This is a genomic window from Mycoplasma sp. CB776, assembly GCF_054343395.1.
In genome coordinates, this window is the sequence record NZ_JBTGVD010000023.1 from 1 (window position 1) to 19,474 (window position 19,474).

Sequence of the window (19,474 nt, forward strand, 5' to 3'; positions counted from 1 at the left end):
AAAAATTTCTCCTTATAAATATTTTAATTTAAATATTTGCTATTGAGAAATTTTTGTTTTTTTACTAAATTCTTTATTTTCCTGTGTTTTATAGTTGAAAATTAAATATTAACCTATTTTGCCTTATTTAAATCCAACATTTATTATTTATTATGATTGTATTTTACGGGATTATAATAGTTAGTCGATTTAGCAAGTTAAATTTATCTATATGATTTTGAATGTTTCAAGTAGTAATGATAACTTTATATTATTTATGAGATTGAACGTTAATTAGAAGAAAAGAAAATTCGCTATATAATAACTTATATTCACAATACGCACCTATTATTTCTAATTATTTAACTCAAACTTACACCACAACAATTAATAACACCGATAATAGTGATAACAGTTCAAAAATAATTAATATTGATATGAGTCAAAACTATTTATCCCAAGGTTCTAATCAAAATAAATTAATTAATAATCAAGGAACTAAAAAAATTGAAAGTAAAAACAATGAGGTTTCGTTAGATAAAATAGATGATTTATTAGAAGATAAAAATTTAAATAGGTTAGTGGAAGATAAAAGAATAAATAGATTAGTAGAAAATAACGCAGTAAGTCCAAAAGAGATAGAAAACCAAAAATTAAGTTATTTCAATGAAGATAGTGATATATTTTAAATAATTTGGATAATAGTGATATATTTTAAATAGTTGGAATAACAGTGATATATTTTAAATAGTTTGTATAATTGAGATATATTTTAGATGCTGGCATCTATTTTTTTATTAATTTTAAAGATGCACAAAAACAGTGTTATTTTAAACGGGAATTCTTAGGAGTAATTTACACCAGCCACTACATTATCGTTGATTATATCGAATTTCTAGGCGTTACAGACACTATTTTAGATTGATGCATAGTGTTAGAGTTACACGGTAGGTTTTAGTTTATTAGTCATCAGAGATTTTTATATTTGCTATTATTATGTATTATAAGGATTTAAAAAACCCACTACCAGTGAGTCTCCTTTGTTTCCCATACCATATCTAAAAAGCAATATTAATAAGGAATCCGCTAATTAGCGACAGTTCTTTCAATAAATATATTCTACCATAAAATACAAATTTACCCGTAAAAATATTTTTATAACAAGAGTTCTGTATAATTTCTAAAATTTCTAATAATAAATAATAGTTAATCAGTTTATTTCTAGGATGTTTATAACTTTTATTACGAATTTTATCTTTTAATGATTGTAAATAGTTTTTATATTCCATTAATAAACTTCCTTGTATTTAAATTTTCTTAATATTTTTTCAATTTCAATTAAAAGTTTTACGGTTATATCAGTATAGGGATAGTGAAAGTTAGTTAAATTAAAATAATAATCATAAAATTCTTTAATAAACTTTTCGTCTTTAATGTGTTTGATTAAGTCATTTTTTAAAATATATAATTTTTTAATATCAAAATGTTTGTTTATATAAATGTAGTTTAATTTATTATTATCTATCAACTTAAAGAATTCATAAATGTTTTTATATATTTCATCTTTTAATAAAATTTTAATTAATCTATTATATACCAATTCTTCAACCGAAATTGTAAAAAGTTTTAATGTTTCACCTTGTTCGTTAGTATGACTTAATAATTTTACGTGTTTGGTTTTTTCATAATTGTTAAATTTAATTATTAAGTAAAAGTTGTTTATTGTTATTTTTAATTGGATAATATCACTTATTACATCTAATTTATAATTTACTTCATATGGTAATTCGTTTAAAATATTTAATAATAGTGATTTGGTTTCTTCCATTGGTTGTGTATAGTGAATACCTAATACTTCTTATCACCTTTTAAGTAAAAATATTTATTATATGCTTTTTTAGAAATTACTTTTAATAAATCTCATATTAATAATATATTAAATTCATCAAGAACCATATCAAGAGTTTTAAAATTGATATCTATTGAGTTCATTAATTCTAAATAATACTCATTTTCAGTAAGTTTTTTCATATATCTCCTTATAATTATAATTATATCATTAACAAATTTGGGTTTTAATTTAATTTTTTTATTTGTTGTGGTATAACAATATTATAAAGGACCACACGTTTTGAATAGAACATAATTAGACACTATTTCGATGGTGTTTTTTTATTTTTTACAACAGCAAATGTAATAATTTATTACAAATACACCACTAATATCATAAATAGATAAAATTTGTGCGAAAAATAATATATTAGTATAAAAATGTGTGAAATATACAAATTAACTTAAACACACATATTTTAGGTATTATTACAGTATTAATTTAGAGAAAATATTTAGTTGCGAGTATTTTGTTATATTGGTTTAACTGAAAAATTAGTATAAAAAACACACCATAGAGTAATATTACCAGGTTGCCTAATTTATTAATTACCTAAAAGCAACAAAAATATGATGTTAAATGGTGTAAATTCTATAATTATGTTTCAGTTTTTTAATAATTCTAATGCAACAAATTTAATAATTAGTTACAATAAACGCACAGATAGGTTTTAGTATCGATTGTGGTGCTGTGATTTATACTATATATCTGTTGTAATTTAGTGGTAAAAATATCTAAAAATAATAATGTTGCAAATTCTAAGATAACTATTAATATAAAACACCCCCTGTAACGCTTATATTTTGCGTATTTTAAACGGTTTTGCTTTGGGAGTGTAAATATACCAGATAATAATTTCTGTTTAAAATAACTATGTTTATGTGAGTTTTAATTTTTTTCAACAATTCATAATATTTTAAGATTGTAAGACAATAGGTTTTAGTGGTAGTTTTAGTGGTAGTTTTAGTGGTAGTATCTTATTATTCTCACATAATCAAAGTAATAAAAAAAATACCCGATTAAAGGTATCTATAAATTTGGTAATTTTTGTATCTATAATTCTGGTAATTCTCTACCGTGACGAAGTTTAAATCAATAGTTGTATTCTTTTCTTACTTGCTGTCCAAATGGTTTTAATCTATTTAATATTGTTTCATCTGTTATATTATCTATTGTATTTTCGATTAATTCAGTATCTATCCAATTTCATATATTAAATATGGTTTTATCTATTAGTTCTAAATCTGTTTTTGCACGCTTTGAAACGTATAAGGCAACTGTATGTTCTTCATCTTTAACTGGTTTAATAACTCTTTCATCAGTTCTTGGATTACTAGTATAGTCTTTAAATAAAATTAATATATTATCCATATGTTGTTGATTAAAGTCTTCTCAATTTTGTGGTAATACTTTTTTTTCTTGTAATCATTCAATTATTTTGTGATAAACCCCAGAATCCATATCTTCACAATTATTTTCGTCACCATTTATTCTTCATTCTAAATGCATTGTTTCTCCTTTTGTTATTTATTTTTACGATTTTTTTTATTTTTTAGACTTATGAATTAGTAGTTATTTTTTTTTATCTTTAAAATTATCTCTTACTCATTGTTTTAAATCATAATTATTTTTGGTTTTTTTATTTATTTCTAATGATTGTTTTGTTTTTTCTTTACTTAATGAGTTATTTAAATAATTTATCCCTAAGTCGTAGTTTGGTTTTTGTTTTTCAGTGTTATTGTTATCTATTTTATCATTTTTATTCTGTTTGGTTTTTTGTTTTTTGGTTGTTGGTTTAGTATCCTTAACTTTTTCTACCGGTTTTTTATCGTTTTTAATAGTATTAGATTTTTTTAATTGTTTTTTAGTTTTAGTAGTTTTATCTATTTTAGCATTTTTATTATTTATATTGTCGCTGTTATTTAATTTATCTTGCACATCTTTATTTTTAACAGTAACGTCTTCTGAAATATTATTTTTTTCAATATTGTTTATAGTGTTTATATTATTATCTTTTGTTGTATTGTCTAAATCAATTATTCAATCTGGTTTATTGTTCTCTATATTATTATCTTTTGTTGTATTATCTAAATCAATTATTCAATCTGGTTTATTGTTCTCTATATTATTATCTTCTGGTTTATTTTGTTCTAATTTATTTTCTTCTGGTTTATTTTGTTGTCTTGTTTTAGATATGTTTTCAAAGTTAATAATTAATGTTCCAAATTTATCGTCGTTAGATTTATCTGTTTTTTCAGTAATATTTATATTATTTTTAACGTTTTTATTAACATCTTTGGTTTTTATTTCGTCTTTAACTTTTTTGGTTTCATTTTCATTTAGTTCAGTATTTTTATTATTATCTTCAATTTTTTCTTCTTGTTTAGTTCCTTTTGCTACATCTTGTGGTTTTTCTTCAACTTTATTAGGTTCTGATTTGATTGTATTATCAGTATTGTTATTAATGTTATTATTATCTTTTTCAGTATTTACTTTATCAATATTATCATTAATTTTTTCTACTTTATTAGTATCTGATACATTATCGTTAGGTGTTGAATTGGTTGCTTTATTAATGTCGTTTGTAATAGTATTATTATCTGTGTTATTGTTGTTTGTAATAGTGTTGATTACATTATTATTACTGATATGTTCTTTATTAACAGTTTCTTTAATACTTTCTTTGTTATTTGTAACGGTTTCTTTAATTTTTTCAGATTTAATTTCTTTAATATCGGTTTTAGATTCTTTAATGATTGTTTCTTTTTGAATGGTATTAATTGGTGTATTATTACCCTCTTTTGTTGTTTCTGTAAATTTAGCAGGTAAGGCATTTAGTTTATCAATTAATGGTTTATTATCTGTTTTTAGATTATTTAATTGTAATTGGTTATTTGTTAATAATTTTTCATCTGTATTTTTAGTAACTATCCCTTTATCAAACTGCTCTTTAAATCTATCATAGATACCTTTGTTAGTATTTTGAAAATCATTATACTTTTCTCTAACTTTTGCTTTAATGTTATCACTAGAGAATTTTTGTGATGCCTGTTGAAATATTTTTTGTGTTGTGTCTTTTCTATCTTTTGAATATTTTTTAGTAGTAACATACTCACCTTTACCTTGACGAACTTGTTTCTTTTTAATAGCAGTTTCCCAGTTAGTTAATTTCTCATTAGATAATAGTTTTTTACCGATTTTAGACTGACCAAAAGCACTATTTCTTATTTTTTCTGAATATTTTCCTACAACTTTTGCTTTTTTATTTAAATATTTCTGTCCAACCCCGGTTCCTAAAAATTTACCTTTTGCGTTTTTACCAAGAAATGCTCCAACACCACCGACTTTGGCAGCAAGTTTAACAGCACCACCAATAGCTTCTTTAATTTTTTCAAATGGTTGAGGTAATTCAGCATAAAATTCTACATCTCATCTAGCAGCTAAGTCATTACCAAATTTATTATATACTTCAATTGAAATTCCAAAAAATACTATTCCAATTACAAATACAAATAAATTATTAATAGAAGAAGCAAAGTTTTGTCTAAATAGAAATTGAATTGCTGAATCTTTTAATAATATAAATATTAATTGAAATAAAATAAACACTGTAAGATAACCAACATTAAATACTAAATTTTTTCAGTTAATTCATCATTGTTCAATATTTTCATAAACTGTATCTTTACGGGGATTATATGCTATTGATTCTACTATAATTGAAAAACTCTTAAATAATAATAATATTGTATTAGTAGCAAATGTAATTATATAATCAAACGCCCAAGTAAATAATGATTTTAAAATTACAACTACAAATACAAATTAAACAGAGCATAAATTTAAGACACTAATTTTATGCTCTGTTTAAATATATTCTTGTTAATTTTATAATTAAAATTATTTTGTTATTCGCTAAGATCGATACATTTAAGTAGTTCTATTAAAATTTCTCTCATTCATTCTTGATTAATGCTTGGATTTTTTTCTTTATAATCTTCAATATTTTTCTTTGTGTCCATTAATTTATAATGAATTCTATTTCTTATTCTATCGAAAGCTTCAGTTGGAATTACTGAATTTTTCATATCAAAAATTTTAAATTTATTTCCGTCAATTATAGTTTCTTTGTTAGTTAGTAATTCTTGCACTTTTATTAATCTTTCCTTTGTTAAATCTTGGATGTCACTAGGTAAAATTTTATATTCTTTTCATACTTCATCAAACTCTTCTGGTTTATAATATTTTACCCCATCCAAAGTTATTATTTCAATCCCATTTGCTGTTTTTTCTGAAATTTTTCTTTTACCTAAGTTTTTTCACTCAGGATGATCTTTTTTAATCTTTTTAAGTTTTAAATAACTAATTAGAGAAATAGGAAAAAGTATTAAAATTGCTAAAATTCAAAACGCTCATTCACCTCAAAGATTTAAAATTATACGTGCATAAGAGATTGCTAGGTTATCACTATAAATTCCGTCATAAGAATAAATATATAAAAGAAGTACAATGAGAGAAAAAGATGAAAATGCTATATGAGTTATAGTTCTAAAAATATAAAAAGGTTTTTTTAAAGTTTTATAACTAAAAAAAATATACCACAGTGACACTAAAAACATAACCACTCATAATGTAGTTGATAATTGATCTTTCATAATATAGAACCAACTTGTTCAAATATACAATAATTTAAAAAATAATAAAAGCAAACATATAATAACTATAATTTTAAAAAAAAATATACTTTTTTGAAACTCTCACAAATCATCTTCTCAAGTTCTAACTTTTTTTTGTTTATTTTTTTTAAACATTTATTTTTTTTTGTCTCCTTATAAATATAACTAAAACTAAAATAAATAATAATGTTGATATCGAAAAAGCAATTCCATAACATCATGATCCTACTTTGTATGCCCAATCTATTTCATTAGCACCTTTAAAAAACAGAATAGAAACACTAAATAAAACATTTGTAATCGGGACAAGAGAAAAAGTCAAGAATCATCACAATATTGAAAATGTTCCTTTTCTTATAATATTCCAAATGAGATAGAATTGAAAAAATATTAAAAACGCAATATAAATTATAAGTACAAAAAACTGCTCATTTTCTTTAAGAAATGAAATATTTATTTCACTAAAAGATAAAATCGAATTAATGATTATCGATGTTAGAATTGTGATTAGATATAGTATGGAACTTATATTCTCTTTTCTCTTATTTATCATTATTTTTTGTTTACGCTAGTTTCGCCTTTAACTATTTCCAATGCTGTTTCTTTTAAATTTGGAGAAACAACTAGAGTATTAGTGTTTTTTGATTTGATTAAATCGGATAATTTATCAATGGCTTTTCAAACTAATACTTCTTCTGAAATATTTGCAGATTTTATAATTTCAATATAGTCTCTTTCTGCTTCTGCTAATCTTTTTAATCTGTAATATTCATCTTCTGTTTCAAGTTTTTTAATTTTACTTTTTTCTTCTGCTGTGTTAATTTCTTTTAATGCTTTAACATCATCTTCGTCTAAATTAATATCATTATTTAAATTAACTATTTCTAAACCTGTATTAGATACAATTGATTCAATTTCTTTTAATAAATTAGATTTTAGTTGATTGTTTATACCTGATAATTCTTCTCAATTTTTGCTTCTTATAAAATCTGAAATAGAGTTTTTAACACCAATTTCTAATTTTTTCTTATGAGCTTCTTTTTGTCTATAAAATAATTCTGGTTCTAAAACCTTTCACATTAATACTAATTCAATATTTAATCTTTTGTTATCTTTGGTAAACAATTTGTTAATATCAAATCTCATTGGAGTTTCGTCTAAACCAAAAGTTGCTTTGCTTGCTCCTTCGTTTTCAAATAAAGAAGTTTTAATTTGTTCATCTTCTTCTCAGTAATATGTTCCAGGAGTTTTTAAAAATTGGGTAATGATTTTTGTATTTTTGTTTTCAATAACAGTAAACTCATTTTCAGCAAGATCGATTCTTCTTTTTTGTCTTTCTCTTTCTTGTCTTTCTTTTTCTTCTAAAAGCATTTTAGCTATTAAATTATCGATTTCTGTACTGAAAGTCTCTAAATCCTTAATTGTATTATTTTCAACTTGCATAGAATTAAGTTTTGCTAAATTATTTTCTTTATCAGGAGATTTTAGAGTTTCTATTTTAGTTTTTAATTCTGATTTTTTTCTTTCAAAAGCCGCTTTTTTTCTTTGTGCTTCTTTTTCTTTCTTTTTCTTTAAAAAGAATCAAACACCAGCACCTATTACGATAACTGCAACAATAACAGATATAATTATATATATCATTTTTTAAATATCCTTTCTTAATTTTTTATTTTTTTAACTTTAGTCACATAAAAGATTCCATGCTTTTCTCTTTGAATATTAACCATAGTACCTGCTTCAAGAAAACCTTGTCCTTGTGCTGCAAGGACTTTCTTTTCTTGCCCGCTAATTTTTATGCTTCCATATTTTGGATTTGGATTACTATTCTCTTCATCAGCATCTTGTAAAAGTATAAATTCTCCTGCTTGATAGTAAGGATTGTGATTTTTAAGTGCCAATTCAAAAGCTGATGAATTTGAAAATATTAATACTTTTTCTGAATTTGTATATGCTTCTTTTTCATATTCTTTTATTTTTAATTTAATAATTTCATTTCAACAAGTTTCAATTGTTTTTTCTGAAATTTCAACCAAAGAATAATCTTTTAATTTTTCTATTATCTTGGTTTTATAAATTTTAAAATCCAAAATTTCAGCTTGTTCTAAAGATTTGCTTCTTTTAACATTTTCTTTTGCATTATTGAAGAATTCAATTGCAATTTTTTCAACAATTTTTCTAATTAGATATTTTTTAAACATTACTTCTTTTTCATTAAAAGCAACATAAATTATATTTTCTAAAGAAAATGGATTGAATGTATAATTTTTAAATTTAGCATCAAAATTTAATCACTCATCTAAAGATTTGTCTTTTAATGTTGGATTTTTAAAACACTCTAATACAGATTCATTTCCTGCTAATTTATAAATTTCTTCTAAAGTATTGACATCGGAATTATAAAAATATTTTGGTTCAGATTTAGATTCTGATTTTACAGTAATAGGATGAACTAAATTTGAAATAGTTTGATATTGTTTATAATCATATTCATAGGAAAGAGAAAATTCATTAATTTTATTTGTTTTCTTATTTTTATAACCTTCTAAATGTCATTTTCAAGTTCACTCTTCACTCATATCAACTTCATCTAATTTTCCTGATGTTAAAACATTTTCTCAACTTTCTTCAAAATATGTATAACCTTTCAATAAATAAAATAATTTAGAAATAATTGATTTTTTATTATTCATAAAACCTCCTTTCATAAAGCATTATACAAAAAAAAAAAAAAAACAAAGATTTTGGTAAAAAAGTCCATTTTTCTTTGTTTTTAGACTAAATTTAAAGAAAAAAAGAGTTGTATTTTTCTTGTAAATATACAAAATTTTTTAATTATTTAATATAAATAAAAAATAAATTTAAGAAATAAATATTTTCAGAAAGATTAATTATAAATCAAAATATATTAATAAAATTTTTAATTTATTAAAACAAAATAAGTAGATAATATTAGTAATTAAAATTAGAAGTACTTAATTTTGAAATCAACTCATTTTTTTTCTTTTAATTCAAAATAGTTGAATCCTATATGATTTTCAAAATTCTTATTTTATATTAATAAAAAACTTAATAAATAATATAGGTAACTACAAAATTAAAGTTTGAATAACAAATCAAAAAAAATTAAATTAAGCTATTTAGTAAAAATTCCTAATACCAAAGAATATTAAATTATTTATATACAAATAAAAATAATATATTGAAATTTATTACAAGACTTACAAGCACCATTTTACAACTATGTAGAAAAGAAGAAGTATAAAGAATAAAAACTAGACTAAATCATTTAAAAACAATTTTACATTAACTTCAATTTTTATAACTACAACTCAAATATTTTAATTTAATAAAAATAAAAAAATCTCTCTTTAAAATCAGAGAGAAAATTATTAATTGAAATTTTTATTTCTTTAATTTTGAGGAAACTCAAAACAAAAATAAGAAAGATTCTTGTTAAAAAGAATAAACTTTATACGAAATATTATGTTACTATTTTGTTTACTTTTTATTAACTATTTTTTCCAAATATATGGGAAAAACAGGCATATTTGAAAAATATAACTCAATTTTTGCAAAATCCTATTTTTCTTAAATTTTTGGGGGGTAAAAATTGGTTCATTTTGCCAAAAAGTTTATTTTTCATTAAAATTTTACCATTTTTTTAACTTTTTGCCAAAAAAAATTATTTTTTTTTATTTTTGGAAAAATGTTGTATCATTTTAGTGTAAAAAAATACATTAAGAGTCACTGAGTTTAAGGGAACTTTGAAGTGAGCCAACCTGCAATGCAAGGTGGAAACCCTCGGGATATTAAATATCTGTCATGTATAGAAATCTTTAATGTTCCAAAAATTCTCTTTTGTAAATTAGAGAATTTTATTTTTTAAAAAAACAAATAACAAGGAGAAAAATGTATAAAAAATTATTTACAAGTGAAAGTGTAGGAAAAGGACATCCAGATAAAATATGTGATCAAATTAGTGATGGAGTATTAGATGCTATTCTAAAGAAAGATCCAGATGCAAGAGTTGCATGTGAAGTTATGGCTTCTAATAGATTAATTATCATAGGAGGAGAAATAACAACTAAGACTTATGTAGACGTTGTTAAAGTAGCTTGAAATACAGTTAAGAAATTAGGATATAATGAAAGTGACTTTACAATTGTTTCTAACGTTAATAGTCAAAGTCCAGATATCAATCAAGGAGTAGATCAAAAGAACGGAGAAATAGGAGCAGGTGATCAAGGAATTATGTTTGGTTATGCAACTGATGAAACACCAGAATTTATGCCTTTAGCAATCACCCTTGCTCACGCATTAGTTAAAAGAGCAGAAGAGTTAAGAGTGAGTCATAAATTTAAATGAGCTAAATCAGATATGAAAAGTCAAGTAACCATCGACTATACAGATGAAAAAAATATTAGAATTGATACTATACTTATGTCAATTCAACATGATGCTAATTATGACGAAAATGCCTTTAAATCCTTTATAAAAGAAGAGATTATGCTATTTATTTCTAATAAGTATAATTTAAATAATGACTATAAAATCTTAATAAATCCTACAGGTAAATTTACAATAGGTGGTCCTATTGGCGATGCTGGATTAACAGGGAGAAAAATAATAGTTGATACCTACGGTGGTGCTGCAAAACATGGAGGTGGAGCCTTTAGTGGAAAAGATTATACAAAAGTAGACAGAAGTGCTGCCTACGCAGCAAGATGAGTGGCTAAAAATTTAGTTGCCGCAAAAGTAGCAAAAAAAATTGAAATTCAATTATCTTATGCCATCGGTATAAGCAAACCAATTTCCATTAATGTTAATACTTTCAACACATCTAATTATAGTGATGAATTTATCTTAGAAATCATTGATAAAACATTTAATTTAACACCAGCAGGAATTATTAATGATTTAAATCTTAAACAACCTATTTATCAACAAACTGCTTCATTTGGACACTTTGGAAGAAATGATTTAGATTTACCTTGAGAAAGATTAAATAAGGTAAATGAAATAGAAAATATACTTAAAAAGAGATAGATGAAAAAATACCTTACTTTTGAAGAGCAGTTAGACAGATTAATAAATACAAAAAAAATGAAAATTTTTCCTAAGGAAAGACATGATACACTAAAAAATTTAAAAAATAATAATTACATCAATTACTTTACTCCTTTTAAAATGGTTTTTGCTAAAATCAAAAAAGATGAGTTATTAGATTGAAAATATATATTAGGAAAGTGAAAGGAAAAAAATAAATTTTTCAACTTTTTTCAATTCTTTTATGAAAAGGATAAAATAAATAATGAACATATTTATGAAAAATAATTTACATATGATAAATTAAAAAAGTATAATGAAAATAATAAAAAATTTTCTGAATTCTTCTTAAACATTGTGTTAGAAATAGAAAGAAGAATAAAAACTATTCTTGCAAACAATATTGGTAAATGGATGTTGAATACAGGATTTTCAGGAAAAGAATGAATTGTTTTTTTAGAAAAAACTTTTATTAACAATTCTAAAGAAGATATTAAGAGTTTTAATAAATTTAAGGAAAAAGTTTTAAATAAATCTAATTATATTTGAATCAATATAGAAGAATTTACTATAGGAAATTTAAAATTTCTCTTAGAAAAAATATTAAATAAAAAAAATAAATTTTTAGATGAACAAAAAAGAAGGAATTAGTTAGAGAACTTATTAATATAACAGAAGAAGTGGATGAATTTTTAAGTATATTAAGTTTCATTTCTAAATTAAGAAATTTTTTAGCCCACTCTAAAAACATTCAATATTTTTTTATATTAGAAATAAATGAAATTATTCAAGGAAAATTAAAAGAAAAAAAGAATTTTAAGTTGATTATTAGTAAGGAAATAAAATTTCTATATAGGATAGATGAAAATTTTTTTCCAGCATTACCATATATTTTTGATTTATTGATTATTGAAGAAAAAAAGAGAATTAATGAAGATATGGTTAAAAATAAATTTAAAAAAGTACATGAAATTTATAAGTCTATTATTTAATTTAAAAACTCACTTTAAAAGTGAGTTTTCTTTGTTCCCCATACCAAGCCTAAAAAACGGACATAAATAAGGGATCCGCCAATTAGCGACCGTTCTTTCAATAAATAAATTCTACCATATTATTTTTTATTTTTTTTTATTTTTTTTATTTTTTTTTATTAAAACAAAAATAAAATGTTACCCCATTCCCAATATAAAATGTGACTTTTTGTTTATGTGGTTAAATTCATATAAAAAGAAATACAACTATAATGACACATTAGAATTTAAAAGAAAAGGAATTTTAAAAGTTATTTCTTCAAATAAAAAAAATATTAGCTAATAAAAACATTATAATTTAATTATGAAATCAGAATCACAAACTAAAAAATCAAATCAAAAAAAATAAAGCAGTTGGAAAAAAAAGACAACCAATGTCCCTGGAAAAAGAAAAATAAAATCTCCGATTTAAAATGGGAGATTTTTCTTTTAAAAAATTAGTTATCACAATGTTTTGTGGATTTTACTTTGAAATTTTAGTTAAACCATTCATATAAGGAACTAAAACTTTTGGAATATCAATTGTTCCATCTTCATTTTGATATTGCTCTAAAATAGCAGCAAAAACTCTATCAATAGCTATACCAGAACCATTTATAGTATTTGCATACTCTGTTTTATTATCTTCATTTTTATATCTAATTAATGCTCTTCTTGCTTGAAAATCACCAAAGAATGAAATTGATGAAACTTCTCTAAATCTTTGTTCTGAAGGAAGTCATAATTCTAAATCAAATGTTTGTTTAGAAGAAAAACCTAAATCTCCTGTGCTTAATGCTACTGTTCTATATGGAATTTCTAGTTTTTCTAAAATATTAGCAGCATCTTTTACAGTTTGGTGAAATTCATTCATTTTGTCTTTATCATTAACTATTTTAACTAATTCTACTTTGTGAAATTCGTGAGATCTAATTAATCCTTTAGTATCTCTTCCACCACTTCCTGATTCAGATCTATAACATTTTGTATAACCAACGTATTTTTTAGCAACATTTAAATCTAAAATTTCATCATTATGATAATTGGTTAAAGTTACTTCTGCTGTAGGAATCATTCACATATCATTATTTTCAATTTTATATAAATCTTCAGCAAACTTTGGAAGTTGTCCTGTTCCATAAAGCATTTTGCTTAAAACCATTGTAGGAGTAACCATTTCTGTATAACCATTTTTTACGTGTTCATCTAACATAAATGAAACTAATGCTCTTACTAATCTTGCTCCTTCATTTTTAAAAATAGCAAATCTAGAACCAGACATTTTAACTGCTCTTGCAAAATCTAAAATGTCTAAATCTAAACCAATTTCATAGTGTGGTTTTAATGCTTTTACAAGTCCTCTACCAATTTTGTCTTTAACTTCAACTACTACATTATCATTTTCATCTAAACCTACAGGAACTGAATCTAAAGGTAAATTAGGAATATTTAGTAATATATTTTCAATTTTAGAGTTAATTTCGTTGCTTTGCTCACTTAATGAATCAATTTGAATTTTAAGTTCACTTACTTCCTTTTTGATTTGGTCAGTATTTTCTTTATTTCTTACCATTTGACCAATTTTTGCTGATTTTTCATTTCTTTGACTCTCTAAAAATTGAAGTTTTGACATAACTTCACTTCTTTTTTCTCCAAGTTTAAAAATTTCTTCTACTAAAGAAATATCAAAATTTCTTGTTTTAAGTTTATTAATAACTTCTTCTTTATTATTTAATATAAATTTAATATTTAACATAAATAAAATTATAATACAAAAACTAAAAATATATCTTATTAGTTAAAATTGAATTGATATTTTTTAATAGTAGTTTATAATTTCCATATGAAAGAATTTGAAGTCAAAGTAGAAAGAAAGATTTTTGAAAACAATACTAAAAATTTCTTTATTTTTTTAGTAAAAACTAAAGAAAAACAAATAATTAGTCTAACTTCAAAAATTAATTTAGAATTAAAAAAATCTTATTTAATTACTGCTTTAGAAAAAAACCATCCAAAATATCAAAATAGTTGAGAATTAAAAAAATGTGAATTAATTATTGAAACCAACGAAAAAGAAATAGTAAAATACTTTTCTTCTTCACTTTTTCCAGGAATAGGTCAAAAAATGGCTCAAAGTATTTATAACACTTGGGGTGATAAATCCATATCTATTTTGAAAAATGATCCTAATCTCATTTATTCTATTCCTAAATTAATTCCCGAAAGAAAAGCAAAAATTATTTTTGACAAAATTTCTGCCAATTCTTTAAAACAAGAAATAGAGATTTTCTTTTTTTCAAACGGATTAGAAAATTTATATTCTAAATTAGATAAAAAATACAGACTTCTAGAATTTTGAAAATACTTAAAAGAGCAACCTTTTTGTATTTTAGATACAGTTGATGAATATGTTTTTGCTGATGTAGATAAAATGGCTTTAGCTTTAGGTATAAAACCAGAAAGTAAAATTAGAAAAAAATACATAATTTTAAATGAGTTTTTATCTTATTTAAAAGATAATGAAAATACTTTTTTAGAACCAGAAGAAATAAAACATGTATATAAAAATGCAAATAAAAAAATTTTTATGAGTATTGAAGAATTTAAAGAATATGTAAAGATTTTAATGGATCAAAAATTTTTATTTTTTGTCAAAGATAAAAAAAATATTACTCACTTTATAATGTATGAACAAGAGCAATTTATTGCAAAAACTATTAATGAAATTAAAAAGAAAGAATATAAATTTAAATATAAAAAATCTATTATTGGTAAGTATTTAGACGATATACAAAAAAATTCTGTTATTTCTGCTTTTGAAAATAATTTAACTATTATAACAGGTGGTCCAGGGACTGGTAAAACAGAAATTCTAAAATTCATTTATAAAGGATTTAGCGATGTTTTTGGAGAAAAAAACGTCGCAGTTCTCACTCCAACAGGTAGAGCCTCTTTTCATATTTTGCAAAAAGCATCCATCCCTTCTAGAACAATTCATTCATTTTTAGAAGTCTCATGAGAAAACGAAAATATTGAATATAATTTAGAATTAACAAAAGAAATTAATGCTTTAATTATCGATGAATTTTCTATGGTGAATACTGATTTATTCTATAAACTCTTAAAATCTTTGGATTTAAATAAAATCAAAAAGATAGTTTTAATTGGAGACAAAGATCAATTACCTTCCATTGGTTATGGAAATTTATTAAATGACTTTATTAACAGTGATAAATTTATTACTAATAAATTAATAAATAATTATCGTCAAAAAGACAAACAAGAAATATTAGAAATTGCAGCGTCAGTAAATAATGACCAAATACCTGTATTTAAAAATAATTATGTAAAATTTTATGAAAGTAATGCAAAGTCTTTTCTAGAAATTTTCAATAAGCAAATTGACTTATTTTTATCAAAATTTTCAATAAATGATTTTATTGTAATTGCTCCAAAATATGCAGGAAATGCAGGAATTAATAATATTAATAAAATAATTCAAAGCAAAATTTTTGATGAAAAAAATAATACTTTTTTTGAAATAGACGGCATTAAGTACTTTGTTAACGACAAAGTTATGCAAACAGAAAATGATTCCAGTCAAAATTTAGTAAACGGGGAAATCGGTTATATAGAAAATATTCTGTTTTATAAAGAAAAAGTGGAATTTATAATAATTAAATTTAATGATAAACTAATTAAATTTACAGAGCAAAAATTCAGAAATTCTATAGTTTTATCTTATTGTGTTTCTGTACATAAATTTCAAGGTTCTGAAACATCTGCTCTTATATATTTAATTTTTAAAGAATATAATATATTTTTAAATAAAAAAATCTTTTATACAGGAATTACAAGAGCAAAGGATGAATTAATAATTATTGGAGAAAAAGATGCTATTGAAATAGCTGTATCAACAGAAGAGAGAGAAAGAAAAACAAATATCAATTATTTTTTAGAACAAAATGACTAAAGAATTTTACTTTTATTTGTAAAAATTATTCTTATAATGGAATATAATTTAAAATATGAAATTAATTATAGGTTTAGGAAATCCTGGTGTTGAATATGAAAATACAAAGCACAACGTGGGATTTTGAGTTTTAGATAAAATAGCTAATGAATTAGAATTAAAATTTGAAAGAAGCAAATTCAATGGTGTTTTTGCAAAAAAAGAAGATTATGTTTTAGCAAAACCATTTACTTACATGAATAAGTCAGGTGATTTTGTAAGAGAAATAATGTCTTTCTTTAAAATTCCTGCTGATGATATTCTTGTTATTTATGATGATATGGACTTTAAAATAGGTCAAGCAGCAATTAAAAATCACGGTTCTCACGCTGGGCATAATGGTATGAAAAACATTATTGAACAACTAGGTACTGATCAAATTAAAAGATTAAAAATAGGAATTGGTCGACCAGAAAATAAAAACACTAGAAATTACGTTTTAACCCCTTTTAGTCAAAATGAAAAAGAAATAATTGATAAAGTTGTTGAAGATGCCGCTCTTGCTTCAATTGAATTTATTTCAAACGATATAAGAATGGTTATTGAAAGGTTTAATGCTAAAAATAAAAAAGCAAAGAGTTCTCTTAGCAGTTAGTGGCGGACCAGATTCTATCTTTATGTTAAATAAATTTAAAAATAAAGATATTGTTGTGGCACACGTTAACTATAAAAAAAGAGAAACTAGTGATGAAGATCAAACAATAGTAGAGAATTTTTGTAAAAAATACAAAATTCCTTTTTTTGTTCTAACTGTTAGTTATGATAATTATGAAAAGATAGAAAATTTCCAAAATTTTGCCAGACAAATAAGATATGATTTTTTTAAAAAAATTTATAAAGAAAATAACTGTAATTTCCTTTATATTGCCCATAATAAAGATGATTTTTTTGAGACAATAATGCTTCAAAAAAATAAAAATAAAATAGTTAATTATTGAGGTATAAAAAAGAAAAGTCAACTCTTTGATATGCAAATTTATAGACCATTACTTTTTAAGTATTCAAAAAACAAAATTGAAAAAATATTAAAAAATAAAAACATAAATTTTGCCATTGACTATACAAATAACTTACCAATTTATGAAAGAAATAAAATTAGAATTGAGTTTAAAAATAAATCTTTTTATAAAAATCTAACAATTTTTTCTTACAAAATTAAAAACATTTTTTTATTATTTAAAGATAGAAAAAATAAAAAAATGTTGCAAAAATGAGAAAAAACAAATTTTGATATTGATTGATTAAAACAACAAACAGAAAAAAAGCAAAAAAATTTAATATATAACCTAATTCACCAAAAATTTTTAAATATAAATTTAACTGAAAATAAAATTAATTTAATTTTACAATTTCTCTTTTCTCAAAATAGGACATCTTCCTTTTTATTAAAAAAAGGTATTTTTCTTTATAAAGTAAAAAATCACATAATATTTAATGACTAAAAATCGCTTTTTTTATTTATTTTTTCCGTTTTTTTTAAATTTTTTTTAAAAAAATAAAAATTTCTATAAAAATTCTTGATTTTTACAAAAAATAGTTTATAATAATAAAGTATCTCGCGAGTGTAGTTTAATGGCAGAACTTCAGCCTTCCAAGCTGACTATGAGGGTTCGATTCCCTTCACTCGCTCCAATCATTAATTTGACCAAAAAAGCAAGCTATAAAGCTTGCTTTTAAAATGCTTTTTTGAATACTGAAAAGTTTATTTCACCTTCTGTAAAAAACAAATTTTCTCTTTCAAGAAAACTTCTAACAAAAACTTTTAATGTTCCTGTACCCCTTCCTACAATTATATTTAAACTGTCATATTGATTTGAATTATTAAATTCAAAAATGGCATTTGATAATACTATTTCTGCTTCTGATGTAGTTAATCCGTGCAAATCAATTGTTTTTTCATAACTTCAATTATTCATTTATTTTTGACATTCCTTACAGTAATAGGTTCCTCTACCATTTACTTTTATTTTTAAAATTTCATTTTGACAGATAGGGCAAGGTAATCCTTTTTTAGTGTGAACTTGTAAAAAGTTTTGGAAAGAACCTTTTTTCTTGTTTAATGATGTGTAAGAATTTATACTACTTCCGCCTAATTCAGTGGAGCGATCTAAAATATCTGTAGCTACTTCTAAAATTTCTTTAGCTTGTTTTTTGGAAATTAAATTACTAGGAGTTTCTGGATGAATTTTGGTTGCAAACAGCACTTCATCTACATAAATATTTCCTAATCCTAAAACAAGAGTTTGATCTAATAAAGAAGTTTTAATTGCTTTTTTTCTAGATTTTAATTTTTTATAAAATTCTTCTAAATTTGTTTGTGCAGGTATCTTTCCTAATTTAGCAAGTGGATTTGTTGTTAAATAATTTTGCTTTGTTCTTAAGTGAAAAGTTCCAAATGTTCTTGTATCATTGTAGTGTAAATTACTATTATCACTAAACTCAAAAAGAACATAATCATGTTTTAATCTTGTTTTTGCTGGTTCAAAATAATTATATTTTCCTTCCATTCTCAAATGACTTAAAATAATATTATCATTAGTTAAATGAAATACAAGAAATTTTCCTTCATTAGTTACTTCTACAATTGTTTGTCCAATTAAAGCTTCTTTAAACTTTTCTACGGAAATTTCCTTTATAAATGAATCTCTAAAAATATGAATATTCTCAATTTTTTTATTTTGAACATATTTATTTAATTCTTGTCTTACGACTCTAACTTCTGGTAATTCTGGCATAATATAAAAATTTTACACTTTTATTATAAATATTTCAAAAATATTATAAAAATGACTAAATATAAGAAAAACCTAAATTTTTACTAAATTTCTATACTTAGTTAATTTTATTGTTTAATTCATCT

The 19,474-nt window shown here is 22.8% G+C and carries 19 protein-coding genes and 1 tRNA gene; 9 read left to right on the plus strand and 11 right to left on the minus strand.

Going from position 1 to position 19,474, the window contains the following annotated elements; genetic code table 4:
- The first annotated feature begins 221 nt into the window (after positions 1 to 221).
- Positions 222 to 668 carry a hypothetical protein gene (locus ACXX86_RS03115; RefSeq protein WP_458561118.1) on the plus strand — a complete coding sequence of 149 codons (447 nt, stop codon included), beginning with the start codon at positions 222 to 224 and terminating at the stop codon, positions 666 to 668.
- Positions 669 to 1,037: 369 nt separating this feature from the next.
- Here the strand turns inward: ACXX86_RS03115 and ACXX86_RS03120 are convergent, their stop codons facing one another.
- From ACXX86_RS03120 to ACXX86_RS03155, 8 genes are all read right to left on the minus strand, one after another.
- Positions 1,038 to 1,268, minus strand: coding sequence for a hypothetical protein (locus ACXX86_RS03120; RefSeq protein ID WP_458561119.1), 231 nt, complete (start codon positions 1,266 to 1,268; stop codon positions 1,038 to 1,040).
- Positions 1,268 to 1,807 carry a hypothetical protein gene (locus ACXX86_RS03125; protein WP_458561120.1) on the minus strand — a complete coding sequence of 180 codons (540 nt, stop codon included), beginning with the start codon at positions 1,805 to 1,807 and terminating at the stop codon, positions 1,268 to 1,270. The genes ACXX86_RS03120 and ACXX86_RS03125 overlap by 1 nt, the downstream gene beginning before the upstream one ends.
- Positions 1,808 to 1,827: 20 nt before the next feature.
- Positions 1,828 to 2,010, minus strand: a complete 183-nt coding sequence (locus ACXX86_RS03130; RefSeq protein WP_458561121.1) for a hypothetical protein — start codon at positions 2,008 to 2,010, stop codon at positions 1,828 to 1,830.
- A gap of 913 nt (positions 2,011 to 2,923) precedes the next feature.
- Positions 2,924 to 3,379 carry a hypothetical protein gene (locus ACXX86_RS03135; protein WP_458561122.1) on the minus strand — a complete coding sequence of 152 codons (456 nt, stop codon included), beginning with the start codon at positions 3,377 to 3,379 and terminating at the stop codon, positions 2,924 to 2,926.
- A gap of 63 nt (positions 3,380 to 3,442) precedes the next feature.
- Entirely contained in the window at positions 3,443 to 5,479 is a 2,037-nt protein-coding gene (locus tag ACXX86_RS03140; RefSeq protein ID WP_458561123.1) for a hypothetical protein, read from the minus strand.
- Between the two features lie 299 nt (positions 5,480 to 5,778).
- Entirely contained in the window at positions 5,779 to 6,525 is a 747-nt protein-coding gene (locus ACXX86_RS03145; RefSeq protein WP_458561124.1) for a hypothetical protein, read from the minus strand.
- A gap of 573 nt (positions 6,526 to 7,098) precedes the next feature.
- Positions 7,099 to 8,187, minus strand: a complete 1,089-nt coding sequence (locus ACXX86_RS03150) for an SPFH domain-containing protein (protein WP_458561125.1) — start codon at positions 8,185 to 8,187, stop codon at positions 7,099 to 7,101.
- A 17-nt stretch (positions 8,188 to 8,204) separates the two neighbouring features.
- Positions 8,205 to 9,236: a hypothetical protein gene (locus tag ACXX86_RS03155; protein WP_458561126.1), complete on the minus strand. Its 1,032-nt coding sequence runs from the start codon at positions 9,234 to 9,236 to the stop codon at positions 8,205 to 8,207.
- Positions 9,237 to 10,455: 1,219 nt separating this feature from the next.
- On the opposite strand from ACXX86_RS03155, the gene metK reads away from it, so the two are divergent.
- The 4 genes from metK (at position 10,456) to ACXX86_RS03175 (ending at position 12,584) form a co-directional block, all read left to right on the plus strand.
- The gene (gene metK, locus ACXX86_RS03160) at positions 10,456 to 11,592 is read left to right on the plus strand and encodes a methionine adenosyltransferase (RefSeq protein ID WP_458561127.1); all 1,137 of its coding nucleotides are present in this window, start codon (positions 10,456 to 10,458) and stop codon (positions 11,590 to 11,592) included.
- Positions 11,593 to 11,880 (plus strand): hypothetical protein, encoded by a 288-nt coding sequence (locus ACXX86_RS03165; RefSeq protein WP_458561128.1) that lies wholly within the window; start codon positions 11,593 to 11,595, stop codon positions 11,878 to 11,880.
- A gap of 69 nt (positions 11,881 to 11,949) precedes the next feature.
- Positions 11,950 to 12,243, plus strand: coding sequence for a hypothetical protein (locus tag ACXX86_RS03170; RefSeq protein ID WP_458561129.1), 294 nt, complete (start codon positions 11,950 to 11,952; stop codon positions 12,241 to 12,243).
- A gap of 29 nt (positions 12,244 to 12,272) precedes the next feature.
- Positions 12,273 to 12,584, plus strand: a complete 312-nt coding sequence (locus ACXX86_RS03175; RefSeq protein WP_458561130.1) for a hypothetical protein — start codon at positions 12,273 to 12,275, stop codon at positions 12,582 to 12,584.
- Positions 12,585 to 13,086: 502 nt separating this feature from the next.
- Here the strand turns inward: ACXX86_RS03175 and serS are convergent.
- Positions 13,087 to 14,358 carry a serine--tRNA ligase gene (gene serS, locus ACXX86_RS03180; protein ID WP_458561131.1) on the minus strand — a complete coding sequence of 424 codons (1,272 nt, stop codon included), beginning with the start codon at positions 14,356 to 14,358 and terminating at the stop codon, positions 13,087 to 13,089.
- A gap of 87 nt (positions 14,359 to 14,445) precedes the next feature.
- Between serS and ACXX86_RS03185 the strand changes: the two genes are divergently transcribed.
- From ACXX86_RS03185 to ACXX86_RS03200, 4 genes are all read left to right on the plus strand, one after another.
- The gene (locus tag ACXX86_RS03185; RefSeq protein WP_458561132.1) at positions 14,446 to 16,575 is read left to right on the plus strand and encodes an AAA family ATPase; all 2,130 of its coding nucleotides are present in this window, start codon (positions 14,446 to 14,448) and stop codon (positions 16,573 to 16,575) included.
- A gap of 55 nt (positions 16,576 to 16,630) precedes the next feature.
- Positions 16,631 to 17,209, plus strand: a complete 579-nt coding sequence (gene pth, locus ACXX86_RS03190) for an aminoacyl-tRNA hydrolase (protein ID WP_458560382.1) — start codon at positions 16,631 to 16,633, stop codon at positions 17,207 to 17,209.
- Positions 17,169 to 18,056, plus strand: a complete 888-nt coding sequence (tilS, locus tag ACXX86_RS03195; RefSeq protein WP_458560383.1) for a tRNA lysidine(34) synthetase TilS — start codon at positions 17,169 to 17,171, stop codon at positions 18,054 to 18,056. Before pth ends, tilS begins: the two co-directional genes overlap by 41 nt.
- A 116-nt stretch (positions 18,057 to 18,172) precedes the next feature.
- Positions 18,173 to 18,246, plus strand: a tRNA-Gly gene (locus ACXX86_RS03200).
- Positions 18,247 to 18,287: 41 nt separating this feature from the next.
- Here ACXX86_RS03200 and ACXX86_RS03205 read toward each other — a convergent pair.
- A complete protein-coding gene (locus ACXX86_RS03205) occupies positions 18,288 to 18,530 on the minus strand; it encodes a Smr/MutS family protein (protein WP_458560384.1) in 243 nt (80 codons plus the stop codon).
- Positions 18,531 to 19,349: a DNA-formamidopyrimidine glycosylase gene (gene mutM / locus ACXX86_RS03210; RefSeq protein WP_458560385.1), complete on the minus strand. Its 819-nt coding sequence runs from the start codon at positions 19,347 to 19,349 to the stop codon at positions 18,531 to 18,533.
- Positions 19,350 to 19,474: the final 125 nt, after the last annotated feature.